This is a genomic window from Cryobacterium sp. Y50, assembly GCF_002929805.1.
GTDB lineage: Bacteria > Actinomycetota > Actinomycetes > Actinomycetales > Microbacteriaceae > Cryobacterium.
Window position 1 is genome coordinate 80616 of record NZ_PJJM01000093.1, and the last position, 20939, is coordinate 101554.

The 20939-nt window shown below is 59.8% G+C and carries 21 protein-coding genes; 7 read left to right on the forward strand and 14 right to left on the reverse strand.

The features are described from left to right. The first annotated feature begins 50 nt into the window (after positions 1 to 50). From CXY73_RS11885 to CXY73_RS11905, 5 genes are all read left to right on the forward strand, one after another. Positions 51 to 1571 carry a sugar ABC transporter ATP-binding protein gene (locus CXY73_RS11885; protein WP_104177821.1) on the forward strand — a complete coding sequence of 507 codons (1521 nt, stop codon included), beginning with the start codon at positions 51 to 53 and terminating at the stop codon, positions 1569 to 1571. Further along, complete coding sequence (locus tag CXY73_RS11890; protein ID WP_104136357.1) at positions 1568 to 2605, forward strand: ABC transporter permease; 1038 nt, start codon at positions 1568 to 1570, stop codon at positions 2603 to 2605. The genes CXY73_RS11885 and CXY73_RS11890 overlap by 4 nt, the downstream gene beginning before the upstream one ends. A 125-nt stretch (positions 2606 to 2730) precedes the next feature. After that, positions 2731 to 3723, forward strand: a complete 993-nt coding sequence (locus tag CXY73_RS11895) for an ABC transporter permease (RefSeq protein WP_104136356.1) — start codon at positions 2731 to 2733, stop codon at positions 3721 to 3723. Further along, positions 3720 to 4721, forward strand: a complete 1002-nt coding sequence (locus CXY73_RS11900) for a dihydroxyacetone kinase subunit DhaK (protein ID WP_104177822.1) — start codon at positions 3720 to 3722, stop codon at positions 4719 to 4721. Before CXY73_RS11895 ends, CXY73_RS11900 begins: the two co-directional genes overlap by 4 nt. Before the next feature lie 3 nt (positions 4722 to 4724). Next, positions 4725 to 5333, forward strand: coding sequence for a DAK2 domain-containing protein (locus tag CXY73_RS11905; RefSeq protein WP_104136354.1), 609 nt, complete (start codon positions 4725 to 4727; stop codon positions 5331 to 5333). On the opposite strand, the gene CXY73_RS11910 is transcribed toward CXY73_RS11905, so the two are convergent. From CXY73_RS11910 to CXY73_RS11920, 3 genes are read right to left on the reverse strand one after another with little or no spacing between them, the layout of a single operon-like run. Continuing rightward, positions 5330 to 6403: an aminopeptidase gene (locus tag CXY73_RS11910; protein ID WP_104177823.1), complete on the reverse strand. Its 1074-nt coding sequence runs from the start codon at positions 6401 to 6403 to the stop codon at positions 5330 to 5332. The two genes, CXY73_RS11905 and CXY73_RS11910, sit on opposite strands and share 4 nt — an antisense overlap. Next, on the reverse strand, positions 6400 to 7941 hold the full coding sequence (locus tag CXY73_RS11915; protein ID WP_104136352.1) for an FGGY-family carbohydrate kinase: 1542 nt from the start codon (positions 7939 to 7941) through the stop codon (positions 6400 to 6402). Before CXY73_RS11915 ends, CXY73_RS11910 begins: the two co-directional genes overlap by 4 nt. Beyond that, positions 7942 to 8754 (reverse strand): BtpA/SgcQ family protein, encoded by an 813-nt coding sequence (locus CXY73_RS11920; protein ID WP_146071739.1) that lies wholly within the window; start codon positions 8752 to 8754, stop codon positions 7942 to 7944. Between the two features lie 113 nt (positions 8755 to 8867). Between CXY73_RS11920 and CXY73_RS11925 the strand changes: the two genes are divergently transcribed. Then, on the forward strand, positions 8868 to 9650 hold the full coding sequence (locus CXY73_RS11925; RefSeq protein WP_104136351.1) for a DeoR/GlpR family DNA-binding transcription regulator: 783 nt from the start codon (positions 8868 to 8870) through the stop codon (positions 9648 to 9650). Between the two features lie 116 nt (positions 9651 to 9766). Here CXY73_RS11925 and CXY73_RS21990 read toward each other — a convergent pair whose 3' ends face one another. From CXY73_RS21990 to CXY73_RS11980, 11 genes are all read right to left on the reverse strand, one after another. Beyond that, on the reverse strand, positions 9767 to 9934 hold the full coding sequence (locus tag CXY73_RS21990; protein WP_158254111.1) for a hypothetical protein: 168 nt from the start codon (positions 9932 to 9934) through the stop codon (positions 9767 to 9769). Between the two features lie 73 nt (positions 9935 to 10007). Further along, entirely contained in the window at positions 10008 to 10247 is a 240-nt protein-coding gene (locus CXY73_RS11935; protein ID WP_233198291.1) for a hypothetical protein, read from the reverse strand. A gap of 149 nt (positions 10248 to 10396) precedes the next feature. Then, on the reverse strand, positions 10397 to 11182 hold the full coding sequence (locus CXY73_RS11940) for an SDR family NAD(P)-dependent oxidoreductase (RefSeq protein ID WP_233198292.1): 786 nt from the start codon (positions 11180 to 11182) through the stop codon (positions 10397 to 10399). Beyond that, complete coding sequence (locus tag CXY73_RS11945) at positions 11179 to 12039, reverse strand: fumarylacetoacetate hydrolase family protein (protein WP_104177826.1); 861 nt, start codon at positions 12037 to 12039, stop codon at positions 11179 to 11181. Before CXY73_RS11945 ends, CXY73_RS11940 begins: the two co-directional genes overlap by 4 nt. Beyond that, positions 12036 to 13214, reverse strand: a complete 1179-nt coding sequence (locus CXY73_RS11950) for a fumarylacetoacetate hydrolase family protein (RefSeq protein ID WP_104136340.1) — start codon at positions 13212 to 13214, stop codon at positions 12036 to 12038. Before CXY73_RS11950 ends, CXY73_RS11945 begins: the two co-directional genes overlap by 4 nt. Then, entirely contained in the window at positions 13211 to 14668 is a 1458-nt protein-coding gene (locus CXY73_RS11955) for an aldehyde dehydrogenase (NADP(+)) (protein WP_104177836.1), read from the reverse strand. The genes CXY73_RS11950 and CXY73_RS11955 overlap by 4 nt, the downstream gene beginning before the upstream one ends. Positions 14669 to 14676: 8 nt before the next feature. After that, positions 14677 to 16005, reverse strand: a complete 1329-nt coding sequence (locus tag CXY73_RS11960) for an enolase C-terminal domain-like protein (RefSeq protein WP_104136334.1) — start codon at positions 16003 to 16005, stop codon at positions 14677 to 14679. 19 nt (positions 16006 to 16024) lie between these two features. Then, the gene (locus CXY73_RS11965; protein WP_104136332.1) at positions 16025 to 17305 is read right to left on the reverse strand and encodes a TRAP transporter large permease; all 1281 of its coding nucleotides are present in this window, start codon (positions 17303 to 17305) and stop codon (positions 16025 to 16027) included. Beyond that, a complete protein-coding gene (locus tag CXY73_RS11970; RefSeq protein ID WP_158253097.1) occupies positions 17302 to 17778 on the reverse strand; it encodes a TRAP transporter small permease in 477 nt (158 codons plus the stop codon). Before CXY73_RS11970 ends, CXY73_RS11965 begins: the two co-directional genes overlap by 4 nt. A gap of 98 nt (positions 17779 to 17876) precedes the next feature. Next, positions 17877 to 18932, reverse strand: a complete 1056-nt coding sequence (locus CXY73_RS11975; protein WP_104136326.1) for a sialic acid TRAP transporter substrate-binding protein SiaP — start codon at positions 18930 to 18932, stop codon at positions 17877 to 17879. Positions 18933 to 18988: 56 nt separating this feature from the next. Next, the gene (locus CXY73_RS11980; protein ID WP_233198293.1) at positions 18989 to 20017 is read right to left on the reverse strand and encodes an Ldh family oxidoreductase; all 1029 of its coding nucleotides are present in this window, start codon (positions 20015 to 20017) and stop codon (positions 18989 to 18991) included. Positions 20018 to 20185: 168 nt separating this feature from the next. On the opposite strand from CXY73_RS11980, the gene CXY73_RS11985 reads away from it, so the two are divergent. After that, positions 20186 to 20938: a GntR family transcriptional regulator gene (locus CXY73_RS11985; RefSeq protein ID WP_104177827.1), complete on the forward strand. Its 753-nt coding sequence runs from the start codon at positions 20186 to 20188 to the stop codon at positions 20936 to 20938. The last annotated feature ends 1 nt before the right edge of the window (position 20939 follow it).

The following is a 20939-nucleotide window of genomic DNA, read 5'->3' on the forward strand; positions in this document are numbered from 1 at the left end:
GCAGCGATGGATCCCCTTCAGCGAAGGATCCCCTTCAGCGAAGGATCAGCATGAGCAACACAGACTCCACCGCACCCGATCGCTCAGTTCCCGTGCTCGAGGCACGCAACATCGTCAAGACCTATGGGGGCGTGACTGCCCTCAAAGGGGTATCACTCACGCTAACCTCAGGCCACGTTCATTGTTTGGCTGGCGAAAACGGATGCGGTAAGTCAACTCTGATCAAGATCATCAGCGGCGCTGAACGCCCGGATTCCGGTGAAATCCTGATCGACGGAGTTTCGCATCCATTCATGACTCCCAAGAAGGCCATCCAGCTGGGCATCCAGGTCATTTACCAGGACTTCTCGCTGTTTCCAAACCTCACAGTGGCAGAGAACATCGTGCTGACCTCCGCCGTCGCCCAAAAGCGTAAGACGTTTTCTCTCGCCCAGAGCCGCCCGCGCGCTCACGCTATCGTGCAGGAGCTGGGTCTCACTCTCAACCTCGATGCCTACGTGGAAACGCTCTCGGTGGCAGACCGCCAGCTCACAGCAATCTGTCGGGCGCTGATCAACGACGCCCGGGTCATCATCATGGACGAGCCAACGACGGCGTTGACTCACACCGAGGTCGACCGGTTGTTCGCACTGGTACGAAAACTTCAGGCCCGCGGAGTGGCCCTGATGTTTGTCAGTCACAAACTAGAAGAAGCCCTGTCGATCTCGCAGGACATCACAATCTTGCGCAGCGGCGATCGCGTCTCATCAGGCTCAGCGACAGACTTCGACCGCAGATCGATCTCTCGCCATATGACCGGTCGCGACATCGACGAGTCTCGGGTCATCAACCCACCCCAGTATGACGAACGGCCCGTGCTGGAAGTGCACGCTCTCACCCGCATGGGCGAATTCGAGAACATCACATTCGACCTGCACCGCGGTGAAATCCTGGGAATTACCGGGCTGCTCGGCTCGGGCCGTTCCGAGATCGCCGAATCGCTGTTCGGAGTGTTGCCGGCCGAGTCCGGGGACACTACCGTCAACGGCAGCAAAGTGCACATCCGTAGCATCCGCGATGCCATCGACGCCGGAATCGGCTACGTGCCCGAGGACCGGCTCACACAGGGGCTTTTCCTGGACAAATCCATCGCCGACAACATGATCGCCAGCTCACTCGACAAATATCGTATGAAAAATCACCTGCTCGATAACAAACGAATCGCCCGGACCATCTCGGTTTTTTTCGACAAACTACACATCAAGGCTCCCAATGTGAGCGCCCCAGTGCGGAGTCTCTCTGGCGGAAACGCGCAGCGTGTCGTCCTGGCCAAATGGCTCGCCAATCAACCCCAAATTCTCATTCTCAACGGTCCGACAGTAGGCGTTGACGTTGGGTCAAAGGAAGAGATCCTCACCCTCCTGCGCGCCGAGGCCGCGCACGGAATGGGGCTCATCGTTATTTCCGACGACGTTCCCGAGCTCGTCTCTGTGTGTAATCGCATCATTGTCATTCAGCAAGGCCGGTTGACGTCGTCGTTCACCGGCGACGAAATTCAGGTCGATGCGATCCAAGAACGGATGTCCGCATGAAGACGACGACGAGATGGTCACCGGCCGCTCTCCGTGGGGCCAACAACGAAGGCATCCTTGGGCTCATCGTGTTGTTCCTGATCATCGGAATGACCGCCGTCAATCCCGATTTCTTCAGTTTTGGCACATTCTTCTCCATCATCCGTGCTTCTGTCGTTCCGATGATCTTCGCCCTCGGCGTTCTCATCGTGATCGTCTCGGGTGGAATCGACGTATCTTTCCCGGCCATCGCGATTTTCTCCGCGTACACCACGGTCGTGCTGATGCAGACCAGCGGGATGGATTTCGGTGTACTCGGCGTTCTCGGGGTCGCGCTCGTGCTGGGGGCCCTGCTTGGGCTCATCAACGGCGGACTCATCGCGCGTTTCAAGCTTCCGACCCTCATCGTGACGCTGGGAACGCAGGGAATCTTCAAGGGAGTACTGCTCGCCTACGTCGGCTCCCGCTATATCGCCGAACTGCCCGCCAGCATGGCCAACTTCTCAACCATGGATCTTGTCTCGATCGGTGACGGAAGCACGGTCGCCTCGCTGCACGTTCTCATCGTGCCCGTAGTGATTCTCTGCCTGCTGGTTCACATCATGCTTCGCCGCACGATGTTTGGTCGAGGCATTTACGCAATCGGCGGTGATACCGAAGCCGCGCGGCGGGCCGGTTTCTCCGTCGTGAGAATCCAGCTGGCCCTATACGCCCTGGTCGGTGCTCTGGCCGCCTTCGGCGGTGTGCTGCACGTTACGCTCACTCGCAGCGCCAACCCGCAAGATCTGCTCGGAACGGAACTCGACATCATCGCGGCCGTTGTGCTGGGCGGGGCATCCATTTTCGGCGGTCGCGGGTCGGTACTCGGCACCGTCCTGGGCGTGCTGCTGATTCAACTCATCAACAACAGCCTCATCCTGATGGGAATCCCCTCGGCTTGGCAACGCACCGCAGTGGGTCTTCTGCTCGTCATCGGTGTCGGTATTCAAGCGCTGGGCGCACGTCGAGCGTCCAAGAAAGTCATCGTGCCCCGGGAAACGGTCGTGCCGTCATGAGTGAGCAGAAATCAAACGAGACGCGTCAAATTGCGTTGCAGACGGCCCGGAGCACCAATCAACGAATAGACAACGTCGTCTCGTCTTCTCTGGCACGTTTTCATGTCTCTCACGGTGTTGGACGCATGATCTTGCTCACGCTACTCGCGTTCGTCATCTTCACCATCGCCGCGCCGCAGGTGTTTCTGAACCCGCTGAACCTGCAAAACATTGCAATCACGTCGCCCGAGATCGGTTTATTGGCGTTGGCGGTCATGGTAGCGCTGCTCACGGGCGGCATCGACCTGTCGGTCGTGGCCATCGCCAACCTCACGACGATCACCATCTCCACGCTCTATTCCACCATCGCCGCCACCGACGAGGGCCTCGCGGACTCCCTCGGCCCGGTCATCGTTTTGGTCGGGTTTGTGGTGGGGCTGTTCGGCGGATTCATCAACGGACTTCTGGTGAGCAAGGTCGGAATCACCCCGATCTTGGCGACCCTGGGAACAATGCAAATATTCAACGGCATTGCAATCGTCTGGACCGGCGGCGAAACGCTGTACGGCGCGCCGGCCATGCTCAACACTGTGGGAACGGGCGCCATCGCCGGCATTCCCCTGCTCTTCGTGGTCTTCATCGCCGTCGCCGTGATCATCGCCGTGATCATCAACAAGACCGCATTGGGATCGACGATTCTGTTGCAGGGCGCTAACCCGGTAGCCGCAAAATTTTCGGGAATTCGCACGACGCGCACCCTCATGAGCACCTACCTCATCAGCGGGGCGCTGGCCGCGCTGGCGGGCATACTCATCATCAGCCGTAACCCCACGGCGAGCGCCGACTACGGGTCGTCCTACGTATTGCTCGTCATTGTCATCGCAATTCTCGGCGGTACCAACCCCACCGGCGGCTTCGGAACGGTGCTCGGCGTTGTTCTGGCGACACTGACCCTGCAGATCGTATCGAGCGGATTCAACATTGTGCGCCTCAGCTCTTACGAATACGCGATCGCGCAGGGCGTCATTCTGATCGGAGTTATGGTCATCGATCAGGTCACCCGCAACCGCCAGCGATCCGCGGTCCTCAAGCAGAGAAAATTAAAAGTGCAGCTACAGGCAAAGGACTCAAACCAATGAGAAAAATCATCAACAATCCCGACGACTTCGTCGATGAGTTCGTCGAGGGGATCTTGCTGGCGCACCCTACCCTGCTCAAAACGCCGGGTGACGATCGTCGTGTCCTGGTGCGTGCTGACGCCCCCGTTGCGGGCAAGGTCGGAATCGTCACCGGTGGCGGTTCCGGCCACCTCCCGCTGTTCAAGGGATACGTCGGCATGGGACTGTGCGACGGCGTCGCCATCGGAAACGTCTTCTCCTCACCGTCGTCAGAGCAGGTCTTGAAGGCAACCCAGGCGGTCGATGGTGGTGCCGGGGTGCTGTATCTCTTCGGGAATTACGGCGGCGATGTGTTGAACTTCGAACTCGCAGCAGATCTGGCCGAGATGGAGGACATCGAGACACTCTCGGTGCTCGGCACCGACGACGTCGCCAGCCAGCCGCATGAACGCAAGGCTGACCGTCGAGGTGTGGCAGGCATCCTCTTTGCGTATAAGTGCGCCGGCGCTGCTGCTGAACGCGGCGACGACCTGGCCGCTGTCGCTGCTGCCGCCCAAGACGCCATTGACCACACCGGAACCATGGGTATCGGTCTATCGCCGACGATCCTGCCGAGTGCCGGAAAGCCGACCTTTGAACTGGCCGACGGTGAGATGGAAGTGGGCATTGGCATTCACGGCGAGCCTGGAATCCATCGCGGTGCGTTGGAGAGCGCTGATCTCATTGCGGCCCGGTTGCTCACCCCCATTCTCGATGACCTCGACATCGCGTCGGGCGACCGCATTGCGGTGCTGGTCAACGGCATGGGCGCCACGCCGCTGGAAGAACTTTACGTTCTGTACCGGCGCATTTTCCAGCTGACCAGCGAGCGTGGCCTGACCATCGCCAAGTCGTATATCGGCGAGTATGCCACCAGCCTGGAAATGGCTGGCGCGTCCATTTCCGTGCTGAAGCTGAATGACGATCGGCTGGAGTTGCTCAATGCTCCCGCCCACTCACCATTCTTTCGAGAGGCCTGATCCATGAACACCCCTGAACTCAAGACCGCCATCGCTGACGGGCTGGCCCGCCTCTCGACGCACGCGGATGAATTGCGAGATCTCGATGCTGCCCTGGGTGATGGCGATCTGGGAATTACGGTTTCATCCGGCTCTCAGGCTGTCATCGATGCCCTCGGCCAGCTAGACGACTCCGTGTCACCGTCTGAGGTGGCGAAAGCCTGCGCGAAGGCGTTCGCTAATGCCAACCCGTCTACCATGGCTGCCCTCGTGGCGGGCGGGCTGCTGGCTGGGTCCAAGGTGTGGTCCGGTAAGACCACGATCGACCTCACCGACTCGATTGACTTCGCCCAGGCGGCTGCAGACAGCATCAGCACCCGGGGCAAGTCCCAACGGGGTGACAAGACCATCCTGGATGCCCTCATGCCGGCGATCGACGCGCTCCGAACCGCACCGACGACCGACACCGCGCTCAGCGCGGCTATTGCGGCCGCTGAAAAGGGTGTCGAAGACACTAAGGGCGTGCAATCGAGGCGCGGCCGGGCTGCCTGGCTCCAGGAGCGCAGCATCGGCCTGGCAGACCCCGGCGCGACAGCCTTTCTCAGGTTCTTGCAGGAATGGAAAACGCGCTAAGCCAGAAGCGGATGCACGATGCCATCGTTGATCAGAGCCAGCTCGCCCACGTAGAGATAGCAGCCCGGAGCCCGCAGATCTTTGACGATGTCCCAGTGCAATGCTGATTCGTTCGTTCCACCGCATTGCGGGTAGGCGCGTCCGAGTGCGATGTGTACGGTACCGAGAATCTTTTCGTCGATGAACAGATCGCCGGTCAGAATCTGCAGTGCCGCGTTGGTACCGATCCCCAACTCGCCGACACGGTTGGCACCCGCGTCGGTTGCCAACAGTCGGCGCGCCAGGCCTTCACCCTGAGTGGCGACGATGTCGGTAACCCGGCCATCGGTAAAGGTCAGTCGCAGGTTGCAGATCTCTGCGCCGGCGAACCAGAATGTGCCCGCAAACGTGATGTGACCATTGACACCGTCATCGAGTGGGGCGGTGGCCACTTCGCCGTCGGGAAGGTTGGCCTCCCCCGCAAACACGATCCACTTTCGCCCGCCGACTCGAAGGCGCAGATCCGTATCCGGAGTCAAGATGCGCACTTCGTCGGTCTGGTCCAAAACGTCGACGACACCTTCCCACCGTTCCCGCTGGGCATGCCAGTCGTCAATGCACCCCGCAAAGAATTGTGTCATCAGCTCGTCATAGCTGCATCCGATGAGCGTGGCCCACTCGGGTGTCGGCACCCGAACGATGGCCCAGCGGGTGTTCTGCCAGCGCAGCTCCGAGACGTGTCCCTTGCTTTTACGCTGCAGGGCCAGGCGCTCCTCGTCGACCGGCACCGGGTCGGGAGCGGCCATGACTCGAAAGGACACGTGAACGTCGGCCCACTCCATCGACGCGACCTCGAGCGCAGCGGGTGCGGCGAGGGTTTCCATCGACGCGTGAGCAACCGCAGCGCGATCAAACCGCTCGTCGGTTAGGAGCACCTGGGGCAGGCCGCCGCGGCGATAGACCTCCCGCACGAAGGCGTCAACGGCCGGAGTGCCCTGCGGGTCGGTCAAAAAGATGCTAACTTTCGAGCCTTCACCGACCCCAGTGCCGGTCGCGATTTGCGCGGCCAATGCATCCCATTGCAGATTCATACCGTCTCCTTTGTGGCGCGGGCGTTGATGAGTTCTTTGGTTGTGGCGTACAGGCGGTGGAAGTCGTCGTGGTCGGCGCGCAACTGCGCCTGATTGGCAACATTCGCCACTACCGTGCGCCCGGTGTGACACCACGACGCGATCTCAGCCCGACTGGTGAGATGACCCGTGCCGAACGCTGCCAGAGCGGCATCGCCGAATGCAGCGCCTTCGGTGTCGACGACGATCTGCGAGCTGTCCGTCAGGTCGCTCACGGTCTGCAGGAACAAGGGATTCTTAGTTCCACCGCCGACCGCATAAATGCGTGTTGGTGGCTTGCCGGCCAGAACAAATGCATTCAGCGCGTCGGCAATCGAGTGACCGATCCCTTCCATCATGGCCCGAGCGATATCGGCTCGAGTGTGATTCAGGGTGAGACCCGCGATGATTCCGCGCGCGTTCGCATCATGGATGGGGGTTCGTTCGCCGCTGAAATACGGCAGAAACAGCAGCCCCCGGGCACCCGGTTCAGAATCGTTGGCCAGTTGGAGCAGCGCAGAGAACATGCGCTGCGGTGACTCCCCGCCCGGCTGCAGTTCGAGCACGTCGCCCAGCCAGTGGGTGAGCGTTCCGGCGGTTGCCGTGCCGGCAGCCAGCACATAACTGCCCGGAAAAACGAAGGGCGCCGACCAGAGCACGTCGCTCGTGATCGGCTCGTCGAGCACTTCGATCATGTAGGTCGACGAGCCGTACATGAGCATCAGGTCTCCGGCGTGCACGACGGAGGATCCCACCGCTTCAGCCGGGGCATCTGTTGTGCCGACGATCACGGGTGTACCGGCAGGAATACCCGTTTGAGCCGCGGCCGCATCGGTGACATGGCCCGCGATATCGGTTGCCCAGGCCAGACGCGGCAACTGCTCAACGCTGATGAAGTCTTCACAGCCGGTGACGTTCCACGCCTGCTTGGCCAAATCGTAGAGCGGATGGAAATAGGCGGCCGTTCCATGATCGATAACGATTTCTCCGGTCAGTCGAGCAACGAGAAATGTCTGACTGGTCACGAAGTATGCGGCGCTATCGTACACGGCCGGCTCGTTTTCTTTTATCCAGAGTATTTTGGGGCCGGCCGACTGACTGGTGAGGGAATTGCCCGCTCGGGCGAGAATGGCGGGCGAACCGAGTCGCTCGGTGAGCGTCTCAATCTGAGCGCTTGCCCGGGTGTCAACGCCGTAGAGAATCGCCGGTCGCAACGGGTTCAAGTTCGCATCAATCGGCAGGACACAGGGCCCAATGGCGCTGACGCCCACCGCTCGAATGGCGCAGTCGACGCGGCCGGCCACGGCGGGGTCGGTGATAAGCGCTTGAGCAATTTCAGTCAGCGCCTGCCACCACACCGTTTCAGCATCGTGCTCGGCATGGCCAGCAACCGGTGTAGCCAGGGTATGCGGGCGCCGCGCTTGCGCCACGACGACGCCGGCACAATCAACCAATACACCCTTAGTTTCAAAGGTGCCGATATCGATGCCCAGAAAGAGTCCGTTTGCGGCCGCCGACATTTACAATCCTTGGCGCAGTGCGTGTACTTCGGTCATGAGCTTGGTCACTCGCGCGGTATCGACGGCATTCTCAAAGACCCCGTCAACCTTGAAGTAGGTTCCCACGATGGCAGCGTCGGCGATGGACAGTTGCTCGGCCACGTTGTTGGCGTTGACGCCCGTGTTGACAACGACGGGCGTGGAGCCCGCGTTGTCCTTCACCGTGCGCAGCACACTCGTGTCGGTCGCCGCGCCGGCGATGAGCCCGGACACGCAAAGACCGTCGGGACGGCAGTTGAACACGGTGGACTTGGCAACCGAGGCAATCGACCGGTCGGCGAGGTATCGCGCCGCCTCCGGAACGATGTTGAACAGAAGGCGCACGTTCTCGCCGCCCACAGCCACGCGGTGACGAGCAGTAGCGCCTACGTCGGTGTTCCACAGGCCAAAGTCGGATGCATAGACTCCCGTGAAAATCTCGCGCACGAATGACGCGCCAGTGGCGACCGCCAGATCGATCGAGGCGTTGGCATCCCAGAGCACATTCACCCCGAACGGCACGGTGATGTGTTCGCGAAGTTGCCCGATAATGCGCGCCATGGTTGTGGTCGTGATGGGTTCCACCTTGGTGAGATACGGAAGGCTGAACTCGTTGGAGATGAGGATTCCGTCGACCCCACCGGCCTGCAGGGCCTCGATCTCTCGCAACGCCAGTTCCATGACGCGATCTACGCCGCCAACCTGGTCAAAACCAGGATCGCCGGGCAGCGCCTGCAGGTGGCACATGCCGATAACAGGCTTCTTTACAGGGAATAGCTCATCTAGCCAAGTCACAATGACAACAGACCTTTCAGTCAGGGATCGAGATAAATCGAACAAGTATTGGTTGAATGATACACTGAAAATGTTCGAATAACCATGATTCCGCGTGTTCAGGAAGGCCGATCGTGAAAAACAAGCGCCACCAACGCATTCTGCAAATTCTCGAAGCCTCGGAGCGGGTGGAAGTGTCGGAATTGGCGCGTTTGCTCGAAGTCTCTGAGATGACAACCCGTCGCGACCTCCTGGAGCTTGAATCCACCGGCTCGTTGCGACGGGTGCATGGTGGCGCCGTGCGCGCACTGGGGCGAGCGTTCGAACCGACCTACCGTTCTCGGTCACTACAGTCGACGGAAACGAAAACGGCTATCGCGGCGGCGGCCGCACTCTATGTGAACGATGGGGATGCAATTGCACTCGACGTTGGCTCTACGGTGTTGCCCATGGTGGATGAGCTCGTCGGCCGCAGCAATCTGACGATCGTGACCTCGAATCTGCGCGTCGCCTGGGCCGTGGCCACACATCACGCACTCGACCGCTCTATCCGTCTCATCATCTCTGGGGGCGTCGTTCGCGCAGACGAGCTCAACATGACGGGAAATTCTGCCGTGGCGAACTACCGCACCATGCGCGTTGACAAAGCTTTCATCGGTCTGGGCGGGCTGACCGCTGACGCCGGTGCAACGGATTACAACCTGGAAGATGCTGAACTCAAACGCGTTCTGATCGATTCGGCACGCATGGTGATCGCCCTGGCCGATTCGTCGAAGCTGGGAAACGAAACCTTTGCGCTGGTCGCTGATCTCAACCAAATTGATGTGCTCATTACAGATGACAACGCCGACCCAGACATTCTTTCCCAACTGCGCACAGCGGGGCTCGAAGTAGTCGTGGTCAAAGCCGCGCCGTAAGCTCGGCGACCACCAGCTCACTATGTTCCCGCGCCTCATCCACGTCGGCGGCACCTCACACGCCGAGCGCAATGCCGACAAGGTGCTGCGTTGCTATGGGCAGGCCCCGGTGCCCGTCACCCCTCCATCTCTTCGTACCGTACTTCCACACGCTTGGACTCAAGCAGGTTCAGCACGGGCGTGTGCATGACTTCAAGCGCTCCATACTTTGCATCCGCGCCAATGAAGTAGAACCGAGTCGTCGAGGTCTCTCCCGGAGCCAATTCCACCGCCAGCTGACTCACCGGATACCCTGCTTCACTCGCCGGATGATACGGCATGGTCTCGCTCCCGCGCGTCACTTCCAGATTCTGTGAGTCAGGCGGTCCATAGGCCAGAATGATCGTCTTGATGTTGACCTGCACCACTCCGAACGCGCCCGGCCCGGTAACCGCTCCGCCTCAGCGACACGTCCGCGTCGAGCAGAGCCGTGTTCATCAGCGCCAGGTCGACCGCGTAGTACGGTCGCCCGTCGTTGCGACAGGCCACCTCGCCCAGGTCGATGCGCGTATCGAGATGAGTGTTCATCTTCGCGCCGGTAGCATCATTGAAATACACCCCAATTCTTTCAGCGGATGCGTCACTCACCGGCAAATCGCCGGTCAGCGTCGTGCCCGCGAACAGCCTCTGATCCTTATCGTGGGCGTTCCACAACAGAATACGACGCTCAAAGTCACCGGCCCCAGAATCTCTCTTGAAGAATCGGCTTAGACCACCGGTCGTAACCGTAAACCCTGCATCCCCCCGTCCACGGCCAGCGCCGTCCCGGTCGTCGAACCGGCTGATGGGGATGCCAGAAACGCGATGGCTGCTGCCACTTCCTCGGGCTTCACCAGCCGACCATGGGGTTGACGTGCTTCCAGGGCAGCGCGTTCCGCGGCTGGGTCTGTTGCTGTCTGTAATAGGCGCTCAACCCAAGGCGTGTCCGCGGTACCGGGATTGACGCAGTTGACCCGAATGCCCTCGTGGAGATGGTCGGCTGCCATGCTCAGGGTCAACGCCACCACCGCACCCTTAGATGCTGAGTAAAGTGCGCGATTCTGCAGACCGGCTGTTGCTGCCACCGAAGCCGTATTGACGATGGCCGCTGATGGCGACTTGCGCAGGTAAGGCAAGGCAGCGCGAGTGACACGCACAATCCCGAGAACATTAATGTCCAGCACCCGGTGCCACTCTTCCTCAGAATTATCCGCGATGGTCCCCTGCGCGCCGATCCCAGCGTTGTTGACGACGATGTCCAGTCGACCGAAACGCGTGATGACGGCAGCGACAGCGCGCCGAACAGACTCGTCGTCAGACACATCCGCTTCTACCACCACGTGCGGCACGTCCGCCGTGACGGGCATCAGATCCAGCACCACGACCTGGGCGCCCATCGCTGCCATGCGATTTGCTGTGGCCGCGCCAATTCCCGAAGCACCGCCCGTAACGAGCACTACCAAACCATCCAATTCCGATTTCATCGATTTCTCCAGTCCAGTGCTTTTTGTCATGCGTGTACGAAGGTCTGGCGCTGCCTGCCTAACCCCTCGACTTCGATCTCCACAACATCTCCACCACTGAGATAGGGGTATTTACCGGACAGAGCGACGCCACGCGGGGTCCCGGTCAGCACGACGTCACCCGGTTCCAAAGTGAGATATTGGCTGAGGTGGTAGATCAGGTAGTCGACCGGGAAGATCATGTCGGAGGTGTTGGAGTCTTGCCGCGCTTGCCCATTGACCCAGCTGCGCAGCCGCAGAGAACTCGCATCCACCTCCTCCGCCGGCACCAGCCAAGGCCCGAGCGGAGAGAAACCCGGTGAGCATTTCCCTTTCGACCATTGGCCGCCAGAATCCTCCAATTGAAAGGTGCGCTCAGATAGATCATTGGCCGTGACATAGCCCGCGATGTGGTCGGCGGATTGCTCAACGGTGTCGAGGTAACTCGCTCGCCGGCCGATGACGACGCCTAGTTCGACCTCCCAATCGGTCTTGGAACTGTGGCGGGGAATGCGGGTGTCGTCATCAGGCCCCGCCACGGTGTTTGGTGTCTTGAGAAAGATGATCGGCACCGTGGGCGGCGCAGACCCGGATTCGGCGGCATGCTCGGCATAGTTCATTCCGATGCAGATAATTGCCGATGGGCGCGCGATCGGTGCTCCCAGGCGTTCCCCGCTTAGGTCGATAACAGGCAGACTGCCCTCCCGGAGCGCCTGACGCACGATTTCGATCCCACCGTTTGCCAGAAATTCACCGGTGACGTCGTCGGTTAACGCGGTCAGGTCGTGCGCAATTTCGACACCGTGCTCGTCCGTGCCGAGAACGGCTGGTTTCTCGGCTCCAAGGGCGCCATACCGAATAAGTTTCATACTCTCTCCTTCACCGGAAGCAGGTTGGCCAGATAGCTGAACAAAGCGCGGATTCCGAAGGTCCACGGAGGGAGCTCCTCTGTGATGCCGGTCACGTTGCGCAGGCTTCCGAGGTGGTCGCTCTGAATAGTCACGATGTCGCCTAGCTCGTGGGTGAAACCGAGCCCCGGCGCGCCTCGATCTTGAGTGGGCGAGAACAAGGTTCCGGTAAATAAGGCAAATCCGTCAGGGTACTGATGGTGCGACCCACGAGCCGCGGCGACCAGTTCTTCAAATGGCCGACTGATGCGGGCCACGGAGTTTTGTCCCCGCAGGGAGTAGCCTTCGACGCCCAACACAGTGAGAGTGATTTCTTCGGTGCGCAGGGCGTCAATGGTAAAGGCACTGTCGAAGAGCCGAATGAAAGGGCCGACCGCACTTGATGCATTGTTGTCCTTCGCCATTCCCAAGAGCAGAGCGCTTCGCCCTTCCACGTCTCGAAGGTTGACATCGTTGCCGAGGGTGGCACCCCGCACTTCTCCCCGCGAGTCGGCCACGAGCACAAGTTCGGGTTCTGGATTGCTCCACGCGGAGAACGTTGGAATACCAACGCGCGCTCCAAAACCGACGGATGAGAGCACGGGCGCCTTAGTGAACACTTCCGGATCTGGGCCGATACCTACTTCGAGATACTGCGACCACATTCCTTGCGCGACCAAAATTTTCTTCGTTGCAGCGGCCTCATCAGTCCCCGGACGCAAGGACGCGAGATTACCACCCAAAGCCTCGACGACGAGCGCACGCACCTCGGCTGCACGGGAGGGATCGCCAGCGCATTTCTCTTCAATGACTCGTTCAATCATGCTCTCAACGAAGGTCACCCCACAAGCCTTGACGACTTGCAGGTCAACCGGGGCAAGCAGATGAGGCCGAGTCGGGTCTTCGGCTACGGATGCCGCCACCAGGTCGGATAGTTGCCATCGAGGTTTTCCGGCGCAGGAACCGATGATGTCGACGACATCCGTTCTGTCGATCAGCTCCGACACAGTATTGACCGTATCGGTCAGGTCATAGACCTGCCCGCCGCGCACAGAAGCGACACGTGGTCCCCCCGTACGGGGATCCCACACCCGACCAACCAGGAGAGCATCATCTGCATCGAGTGGCAAAATTCCGAGGTTGTCGTCCTCGCTCATGATGTGCTCTCTGTGCCAGAATCTTGGCGTTGCCAATGCCCATCGACGCGGCGGGAGATTTGCCACGGGTTCTCGTCTTGCAGCGAGGGAGGAAGCTGCACCGACGGAAAGCCCTGGTAGGCGACCGGCCGCATGAACCGCGCGATCGCGGCCGGTCCTACCGAGGTCGTGCGCTCGGCGGTTGTTGCAGGATAAGGTCCGCCATGGTGTTGCGCATACGAGACGGTCACGCCCGTTGGCCACTCATTCCACAACACTCGTCCACTTTTTTCCCGCAAGACGGCCAGGAGTGGGTCGATATCCTCCTCGGCTTGCGCCTGCACGCTTGCGGTCAGCTGGCCGTCAAGGAGTGTGGCCAGAGCGGCCAAGTCCTCTCCGGGCTTATAGCGAATCACCAGCGTCGCCGGTCCGAACATTTCTTGTTCCAATATTGCTGGGTTGGCCCGGATGACCTCTGCCGTTGTCAGGAGCACGGTCGGAGCGGGTGATTCGGCGAAGTCGCCCGCCAGTACCACCTCAATACCTTCGGTGGCACACATCTCGTCCAAGACCGAATCAAAGCCCGCTCGGAGTCTGGCGGTCAACAAGGGCGTGCGCTGCCCCTGAGCGACGTGGATTCCCATCACCCGAACCACCTGATCGCGGTTGGTTGGGGCGAATAACAGCCCGGGCTTAGTGCAAAACTGGCCCATGCCCATGGTGAACGACTGCGCATAGGCCGTCAGAATCTCATCTCCACGCAGCGCCCAAGCCCGTTCAGTCGCAAAAACCGGGTTGATGCTGCCCAACTCGCCGTAGAACGGGATGGGACGATCACGCGCGGCGATCCGATCGAGTAGTGCCCGTCCGCTGCGTGTGGAGCCGGTGAAGCCGACAGCCCGGGTCAGCGGATGATCGACGAGGGCTTCCGCAGCGTCGCGGCCAGTGACGGTCGAGAGCAGGTGCTCTGGTGCGCCAGCAGTTCGCAGCGCTTCGATGGCCACCTCTCCCGTGCGGCGCCCGAGTTCCTCGTGCCCTTCGTGAATCTTGTGTACGACTGCGCAACCGGCCGCGAGAGCCGATGCGGTGTCGCCGCCGAGCACGCTGAAGGCAAAGGGAAAGTTTGACGCACCGAATACACCCACGACGCCTAGCGGGATATTCACCCGTCGGATGTCGGGCCGTGGTCCCATACCCCACGCAACATCCACATGGTCGATAGTGGCATCGAGGTTCTCCCCGGCCAGGATTTCCGCAATGTACAGTCGCAGCTGAAAGACAGTACGTCGAAGTTCACCCCCGAGGCGATTGTCGGCCAAGTGGGTCTCCGCCTGTGCCAGCGCCACCAGCTCGTCAGCGTGAGCCTCACACGCCGCAGCTATTGCCTCCAACCAGGAAGCTCTCACGTGCGGGGTCACGTCTCGCGACGCTGTGAAAGCGGAATGGGCGGCCTCGATCTGCTGTTCGGCACTCATTGCGATGATCAAAACTGCCCGTTACCGGCGGCTGCACCCTGCGTGATCTCCAGCCACCCAGCACCGGCCGGGAACTCCCAGCGATCGCGAGATGCGGGATGCATCTCAGCACTCGTACCCGGCAGCCGAGGTGCCTGATAACGGCCATTCTCCACCCGGGCCGGCTCGGTGAAATGCTCGTGCAGGTGGTCCACGAACTCGATCATGCGGTTGTCCATCGTTCCGCTGACGGCTGCGTAGTCGAAGAAGGAGAAGTGTTGTACCAGTTCACACAGGCCCACGCCACCGGCGTGGGGACATACCGGGATATCAAATTTTGCTGCCAAAAGCAGGTTGGCCACGTTTTCGTTCACTCCAGCCACTCGTGTTGAATCGATCTGAATCACGTCGATGGCTTCTGCCTGAAGCAATTGCTTGAAAACAATGCGGTTGGCGACGGCTTCTCCCGTGGCGACCTTGACAGGCTTCACCCCACGGCGAATCTGGGCATGCCCGAGGATGTCATCAGTGCTCGTGGGCTCCTCGATCCACCAGGGGTCGAATTCTGCCAGTTCGTTGACCCAGTCGATCGCCTCTTGCGCTTCCCAGCGTTGGTTTGCATCGATAGAAATTTTGACTTGACTACCCACTGCTTCCCGCGCCAGGCGCATACGGCGCCTGTCGTCGGCGAGGTTGCCACCGACCTTGAGTTTGATCATCCCGAAGCCGTCCGCCACGGCCTGTCGGCTCAGTCGCACAAGCTTCTCATCGCTGTAGCCCAACCACCCCGGGGTTGTCGTGTAAGCGGGGAAACCATCCAGCTGAAGCTGGGCAATACGGGCTTCCTTTCCACTCGCGCCACGACTCAGAAGGTCGAGAGCATCGCTCGGAGTCAATGCGTTCTGGATATGAGTGAAGTCAACGACGCTCACGACCTCTTCGACCGGCATTTCGCTCAGGAGGAGCCAAAGCGGCTTCTTTTCTCGCTTGGCGCGGAGATCCCACAAGGCGTTGGTCAGCGCCCCGCAGGCCATGTGCGAGACTCCCTTTTCTGGGCCGAGCCACCGCATCTGGGAATCGTGCACGAGCCGTCGGGAGGCCTCTCCGAGGTCTCCTATGAGCTCGTCGATGTTGCGGCCGACGAGGAGCTGGCCATATGACCGGATGGCGGCGGTGACTATCTCGTTGCCGCGGCCACAGGTGAACACGAATCCGTGACCGGTCTCACCACTGTCGGTCGAGATGACCACGTAAGCGGATGAATAGTCGGGGTCAACGTTGACGGCGTCCGAGCCGTCCAACTCGAGTGAAGTGGGAAAGCGCACGTCCTGCGTGCGAACTGAAGTGATCTTGGACATGGAAAACTCTCAATCTGATTTAGGTGAAGCCCAGCACGGCTGGTAGCCACATGCTGAGCGCGGGTACAAAAGTGATGACGACGAGAGTTGCCAACATTGGGATGAAAAACGGCACAACTCCCTTGATGACCCGAGTGACCGGCACATTGGTCACACTGGACAAGACGAAGAGGACCAGCCCGACCGGCGGTGTAAGGAGTCCGATCAGAAGATTGAAGATCACTACAACTCCGAAATGCACGGGGCTGATGCCGAAGGTCTCGGCAACGGGGCCCAAGACGGGCACCAGGATGAGAATTGCAGCGGTGGGTTCGAGAACCGCGCCAATGATCAGCAACAACACGTTGACCAGAATGAGAAATACGATCGGGCTTGATGTGAAATTCAGAATGAATTCCGCCGCAAGCTGTGGCGCTTGCTCTCGGGCAAGAACCCAACCGAACAGCGCAGCCGCGGCAACGATGAGCAACACCGAGCCCGTCGTCTCCACGGATCCCAGCAGGATCCGGTACACCTTTCGCCAGGTCAGGGAGCCGTAGATCAGCGCGATAACGAAGATGTACAGTACTCCGACGCCGGCCGCCTCCGTGGGGGTGAACACGCCACTGAGAATTCCACCGAGAATGATCACGGCTGCTCCCAAGGCCGGGAGTGAACCGAGCAAGGAACGGCCGCGCGCCGCCCAACCTGTTCTTGGCAACACAAGGTGTCTCTGCTTTCGCATGAGCCACCACACCATTACGCACAAGCAGGCGATCAACACCAACGCCGGGAGGATCCCGGCCATGAATAGTGCCCCGACGGAGACACCGGCCGTAACCGCGTAGATGATAGCCGGGATACTGGGCGGGATCATCGGCGCGATCATCGACGAAGCGCCTGTGATCCCAAGGCTAAATTCCTCGCTATAGCCCCGTTTCTTCATCGCCGGAACTTGAATCTTGCCCATGGCTGCGGCATCCGCGATGGCCGCACCACTCATCCATGAGAACCCGAAGCTCGTGGCGATATTTACGTACCCCAGGCTTCCGCGAATGTGCCCGAGGAAGGCGATAGCGGTGGTGTAGAGCCGATCCGACAACCCTGAGATGTTCGCCAGGTTTCCGAGCAGGATGAACAGGGGCACCGCGAGAATCGCAAAATTGTTAACTCCGGAAACCGTTCTCTGAACAGCGATCCCCAACGACGCGGTCGGGTCGAGGAGTACATAGACGAGCGATGGCACCAGAAGCGAGATTGCGACAGGTACTCGCAGGGCGAGCAGGACCAGAAGTCCTCCGAGCATGAATAGGAGTATCACGAGTGTGGCCCTTCGGGGATATCCGTGCCGGTGACGTCTTCGAGGTTTGCCACAATGACAGGTGCCTGATCGGGGTGCCTAACATCCACGTAGGTGTTGAGCACACCGTGGAGAAAGATCAGCCCAAAGCCGACAACCGCAGAAGCATAGACAACGCTCATCGGAATCTGGGTGGCCGGCGCATTCAATTTGGCGGCTGAAAATGCGAACTGTGCACCGGCGACGGCCATCGAAGCTGACACGGCGAGCACGACCCCGATCGAGAAGCAATTCACGGCCTTCGCAGCGATCCCCGACAGCTTCGCTGCGATCAAATCGACCGTGACGTGCAGTCGTCTGGCCATAACGAATCCAGCCGAAATAAAGGTCAGCCACACCAGCGCGAAACGCGCAAGCTCTTCCGTCCACGTGAACGGAGCAGAGAACACAAAACGACTGATCACTTGGGTCAGAATGAGCACCAAGATGAGCACTAGGAGTCCTGCAGCCAACAGTCGTTCAACAGTGACAACGGCTCGGATCCCCGCGAATCTTGACTCCAGATAGTCAGGTTCGTCCGGATGAACCATCGTTATTTGTCGCTCTGGATGTCTTTGTACAGATCGCCCCACGTGACCTCGTTGGGAAGCATTTCTCTCGCCCGCTTCGCAAAGGCGTCACGGTCGACATCCTCATTGACTGTGATGCTGCCGTCCGCCTTCCAGTCGACGAGGATATCTTGCTCCTGAGTTTCGACGCACTCGCGCACTTCAGCCGCGGCAATGGCCATGGCGTCCTCCAGTGCAGACTGTTGCTCAGAACTGAGCGCCTCGAAGAGCGCAGTATTCGTCACGATGTTGACGCCCTGAATCATGTGACCGGTGATGTTGATGAAGTCCTGAACCTCATTGAACTTGGCCGTCGAAATTGTCGGAATGGGGTTCTCCTGGGCATCAATCACGCCCTGTTGAAGCGCCAGGTAAACCTCACCCAAGGCCATGGGCGTTGCCGTTCCGCCCATGATCTTGATGTTCGTCAGATAAAGGGGAGCATCAGGCGTTCGGATTTTTACGCCGTTCATATCGTCGGGACCGTTGATCTCCTTGTTGGACGTCACCTGCCTGGTGCCGTAATACCAACCGGACAACACCTTGATACCGGTCTCCTCGCTCATTTCATCGTAGATTTTCGCCATGGTGGGCCCGGCGATAGTTTCGGCGAAGTGATCGACGCTGTCGAACAGATACGCGCCGTCCAGGACAGCGGCCTCGTCATGCCAGACCCCGAGGAATGACGGGCCCGCTATTGCCAGGTCAAGGCCGCCGAGAGCGACCTGCTCCAGGGACTCTGCTTCAGAGCCCAGCTGACCGCTGGGAAAACTCTCGATGCTGATACCGCTGTCTTCGAGTTCCCGGTTGAGTGCGGTTACGCCACAGGTCTCCATAGGATGACTTGCCTCATAGACGTGAGCCAGCCTTAGGACCTTGCTGTCGCCACTATTGGAGGCATCACCCACCGCATCTGGCTCTGAGAGCCCGCAACCCGCGAGCGAAAGGGCAGCGACAGCCGCCAACGATAGGTGAAGGCACCTGATCAGGTTCTTTTTCTTCCCTACACGTGCGTCACTGTGCTTCGTGTGATTCAACATTTGCGTTCTCCCTTGAACTAATTGATGAGCTGAGCTGAAGTACTGCTGAGATTGAGTTAGTGGGGCCCTGACCTGTGCTGCACTGGCGCAATGTTCAGATGTTGCGCCAGCTGATCGAGAAGCCGATCGGTGGATGCGCTCAGAGGAATTGACTGTTCATTAGACCGAGCCCGTGATTGTTCGGGATCGCCAGGCGCAAGTATTTCCTCACCCGCTCGACCGGACTCCCGGATGCGCTCTTGAAGTTTTCCAACGCGCGCTTCGGTGTGTGCACGGCCCGTAAAAGCGCTGCTGTCGATCGTGATCAGAAGGTGGCCCGTGTTCATGCGGGATCCCGGATTGTTCCACATGTCCTCAGTTTCATGGGCGAAGGATGCCGTCCCCAGCGACGCCGCGATCGCCTCGAGCAACGCCGACACGGCCGACCCCTTGTGCCCACCGAACGGCGTCAAGGCCCCTGCCATCGCTTCTTGTGGATCTGTCGTGGGTTGCCCAGAGGAATCCATGGCCCATCCCTCTGGAAGGATCGTTCCTTCGTTCCGCGCCGCTATGACCTTTCCGTAGGCACCGGTGCTTGTTGCCATGTCCGCAGTGAGGGAATGCGCCCCCGAACTCGGGGCGCCGATGGTCAACGGGTTAGTACCGAATAGTTTCTCGCCACCACCAAATGGGGCAACGGCGGGTCCTGTGGTCGAGGTCAGAAAGGCGACGAAGCCGGCACCAGAGAGTTGGTCTACCCAGAAGGCCCCGGTTCCGTAATGGCTGCTGTTCTGTACGGCCACAGCGCAGACGCCGCGCGCGGCCGTGTGGGTCATGGCGTAATCAACGGCACGCGCCATCGCAACCTGGCCCAAGGCGCCGTCCGCATCTAGCAGGGCGCTGGAACCGGTGTCGGTGATCCATTTCATGTGCGGCAGGCTGTTAATTCCGCCGCTCTCGATCGCTGACACATACAGCGGCAAACGCAGAAGGCCGTGCGAGGCCGTGCCCTGCTGGTCAGCGCCGACCAGGGACCGAGCGGTTACTTCGGCGTCAGATGCCGGGACGCCCACCCTGTGGAGTGCCCGCTGGGCAAATTCAGTCAAATCTTGGACGCCGTACGTTGCCGACTCCATCATCATCCCCTCATTGGAAAAATACGATTCATTGGAATACTATATATATACGCCGATGACCGCAAGCACGTTTGGTTCATCAAAAAATTTGGAAGACTATCCCCAGGCCGTAGAAGCAAAGCGAAGGAAGAACAGAAGATGACTCACCATCAGGGCGATACGCCCGATTCGACACCTGCGCGACTGACTACGAGCGGCGTCTACGACCTGCTTCGCACACAAATTCTCGACAACATCATTCCCCCCGGCACTCGGGTCAATATCGACGCCATCTCCCGCAAGTTTGGAGTTTCTCCAACTCCCGTGCGCGAGGCACTGCGTCGATTGCAGGGCGACAACCTCCTGGTCACCGCGTCGAATCGGGGATACAGCACAACCCCGCTGTTGGATCTGGAGGGACTGCGGGAGCTGTTCGAGTTTCGGCTACTCGTTGAACCGTGGGCGGCACGTACAGCGGCAGCGAATCGCCTGGGAAATCCCGCTCACTACTTGAACACCGAGCTACAGGTTTTTATGAAACAGGCAGAAGGGCAAGACGACATACGTCAGCACCTGGTGACTCACGACTCCAGGTTTCATGAGCACATTCTGGCGGCTTCGGGAAACGATGTGGTTCGCCATGCCTATGAACAGACACATTGCCACCTTCATATCTTCCGCCTTTACCCGGCCGATATGAACGGGAGAATCACCATTGAGGAGCATCGTCGAGTCTGGGAAACCATTCGTGATTGTGAACCCGCTCAAGCTGAGAACGCCATGCACGAACACCTCAAGCGGGCGTTCCAAAGGTTCGCCAAGGCTTTCGATGAGGCGGGACGAGACAAAGTCGATCTCAGCGCCTACCTCTCACCGAGGCTCGCCATCGACGACGCTCAGCAGCCAGCTTAAG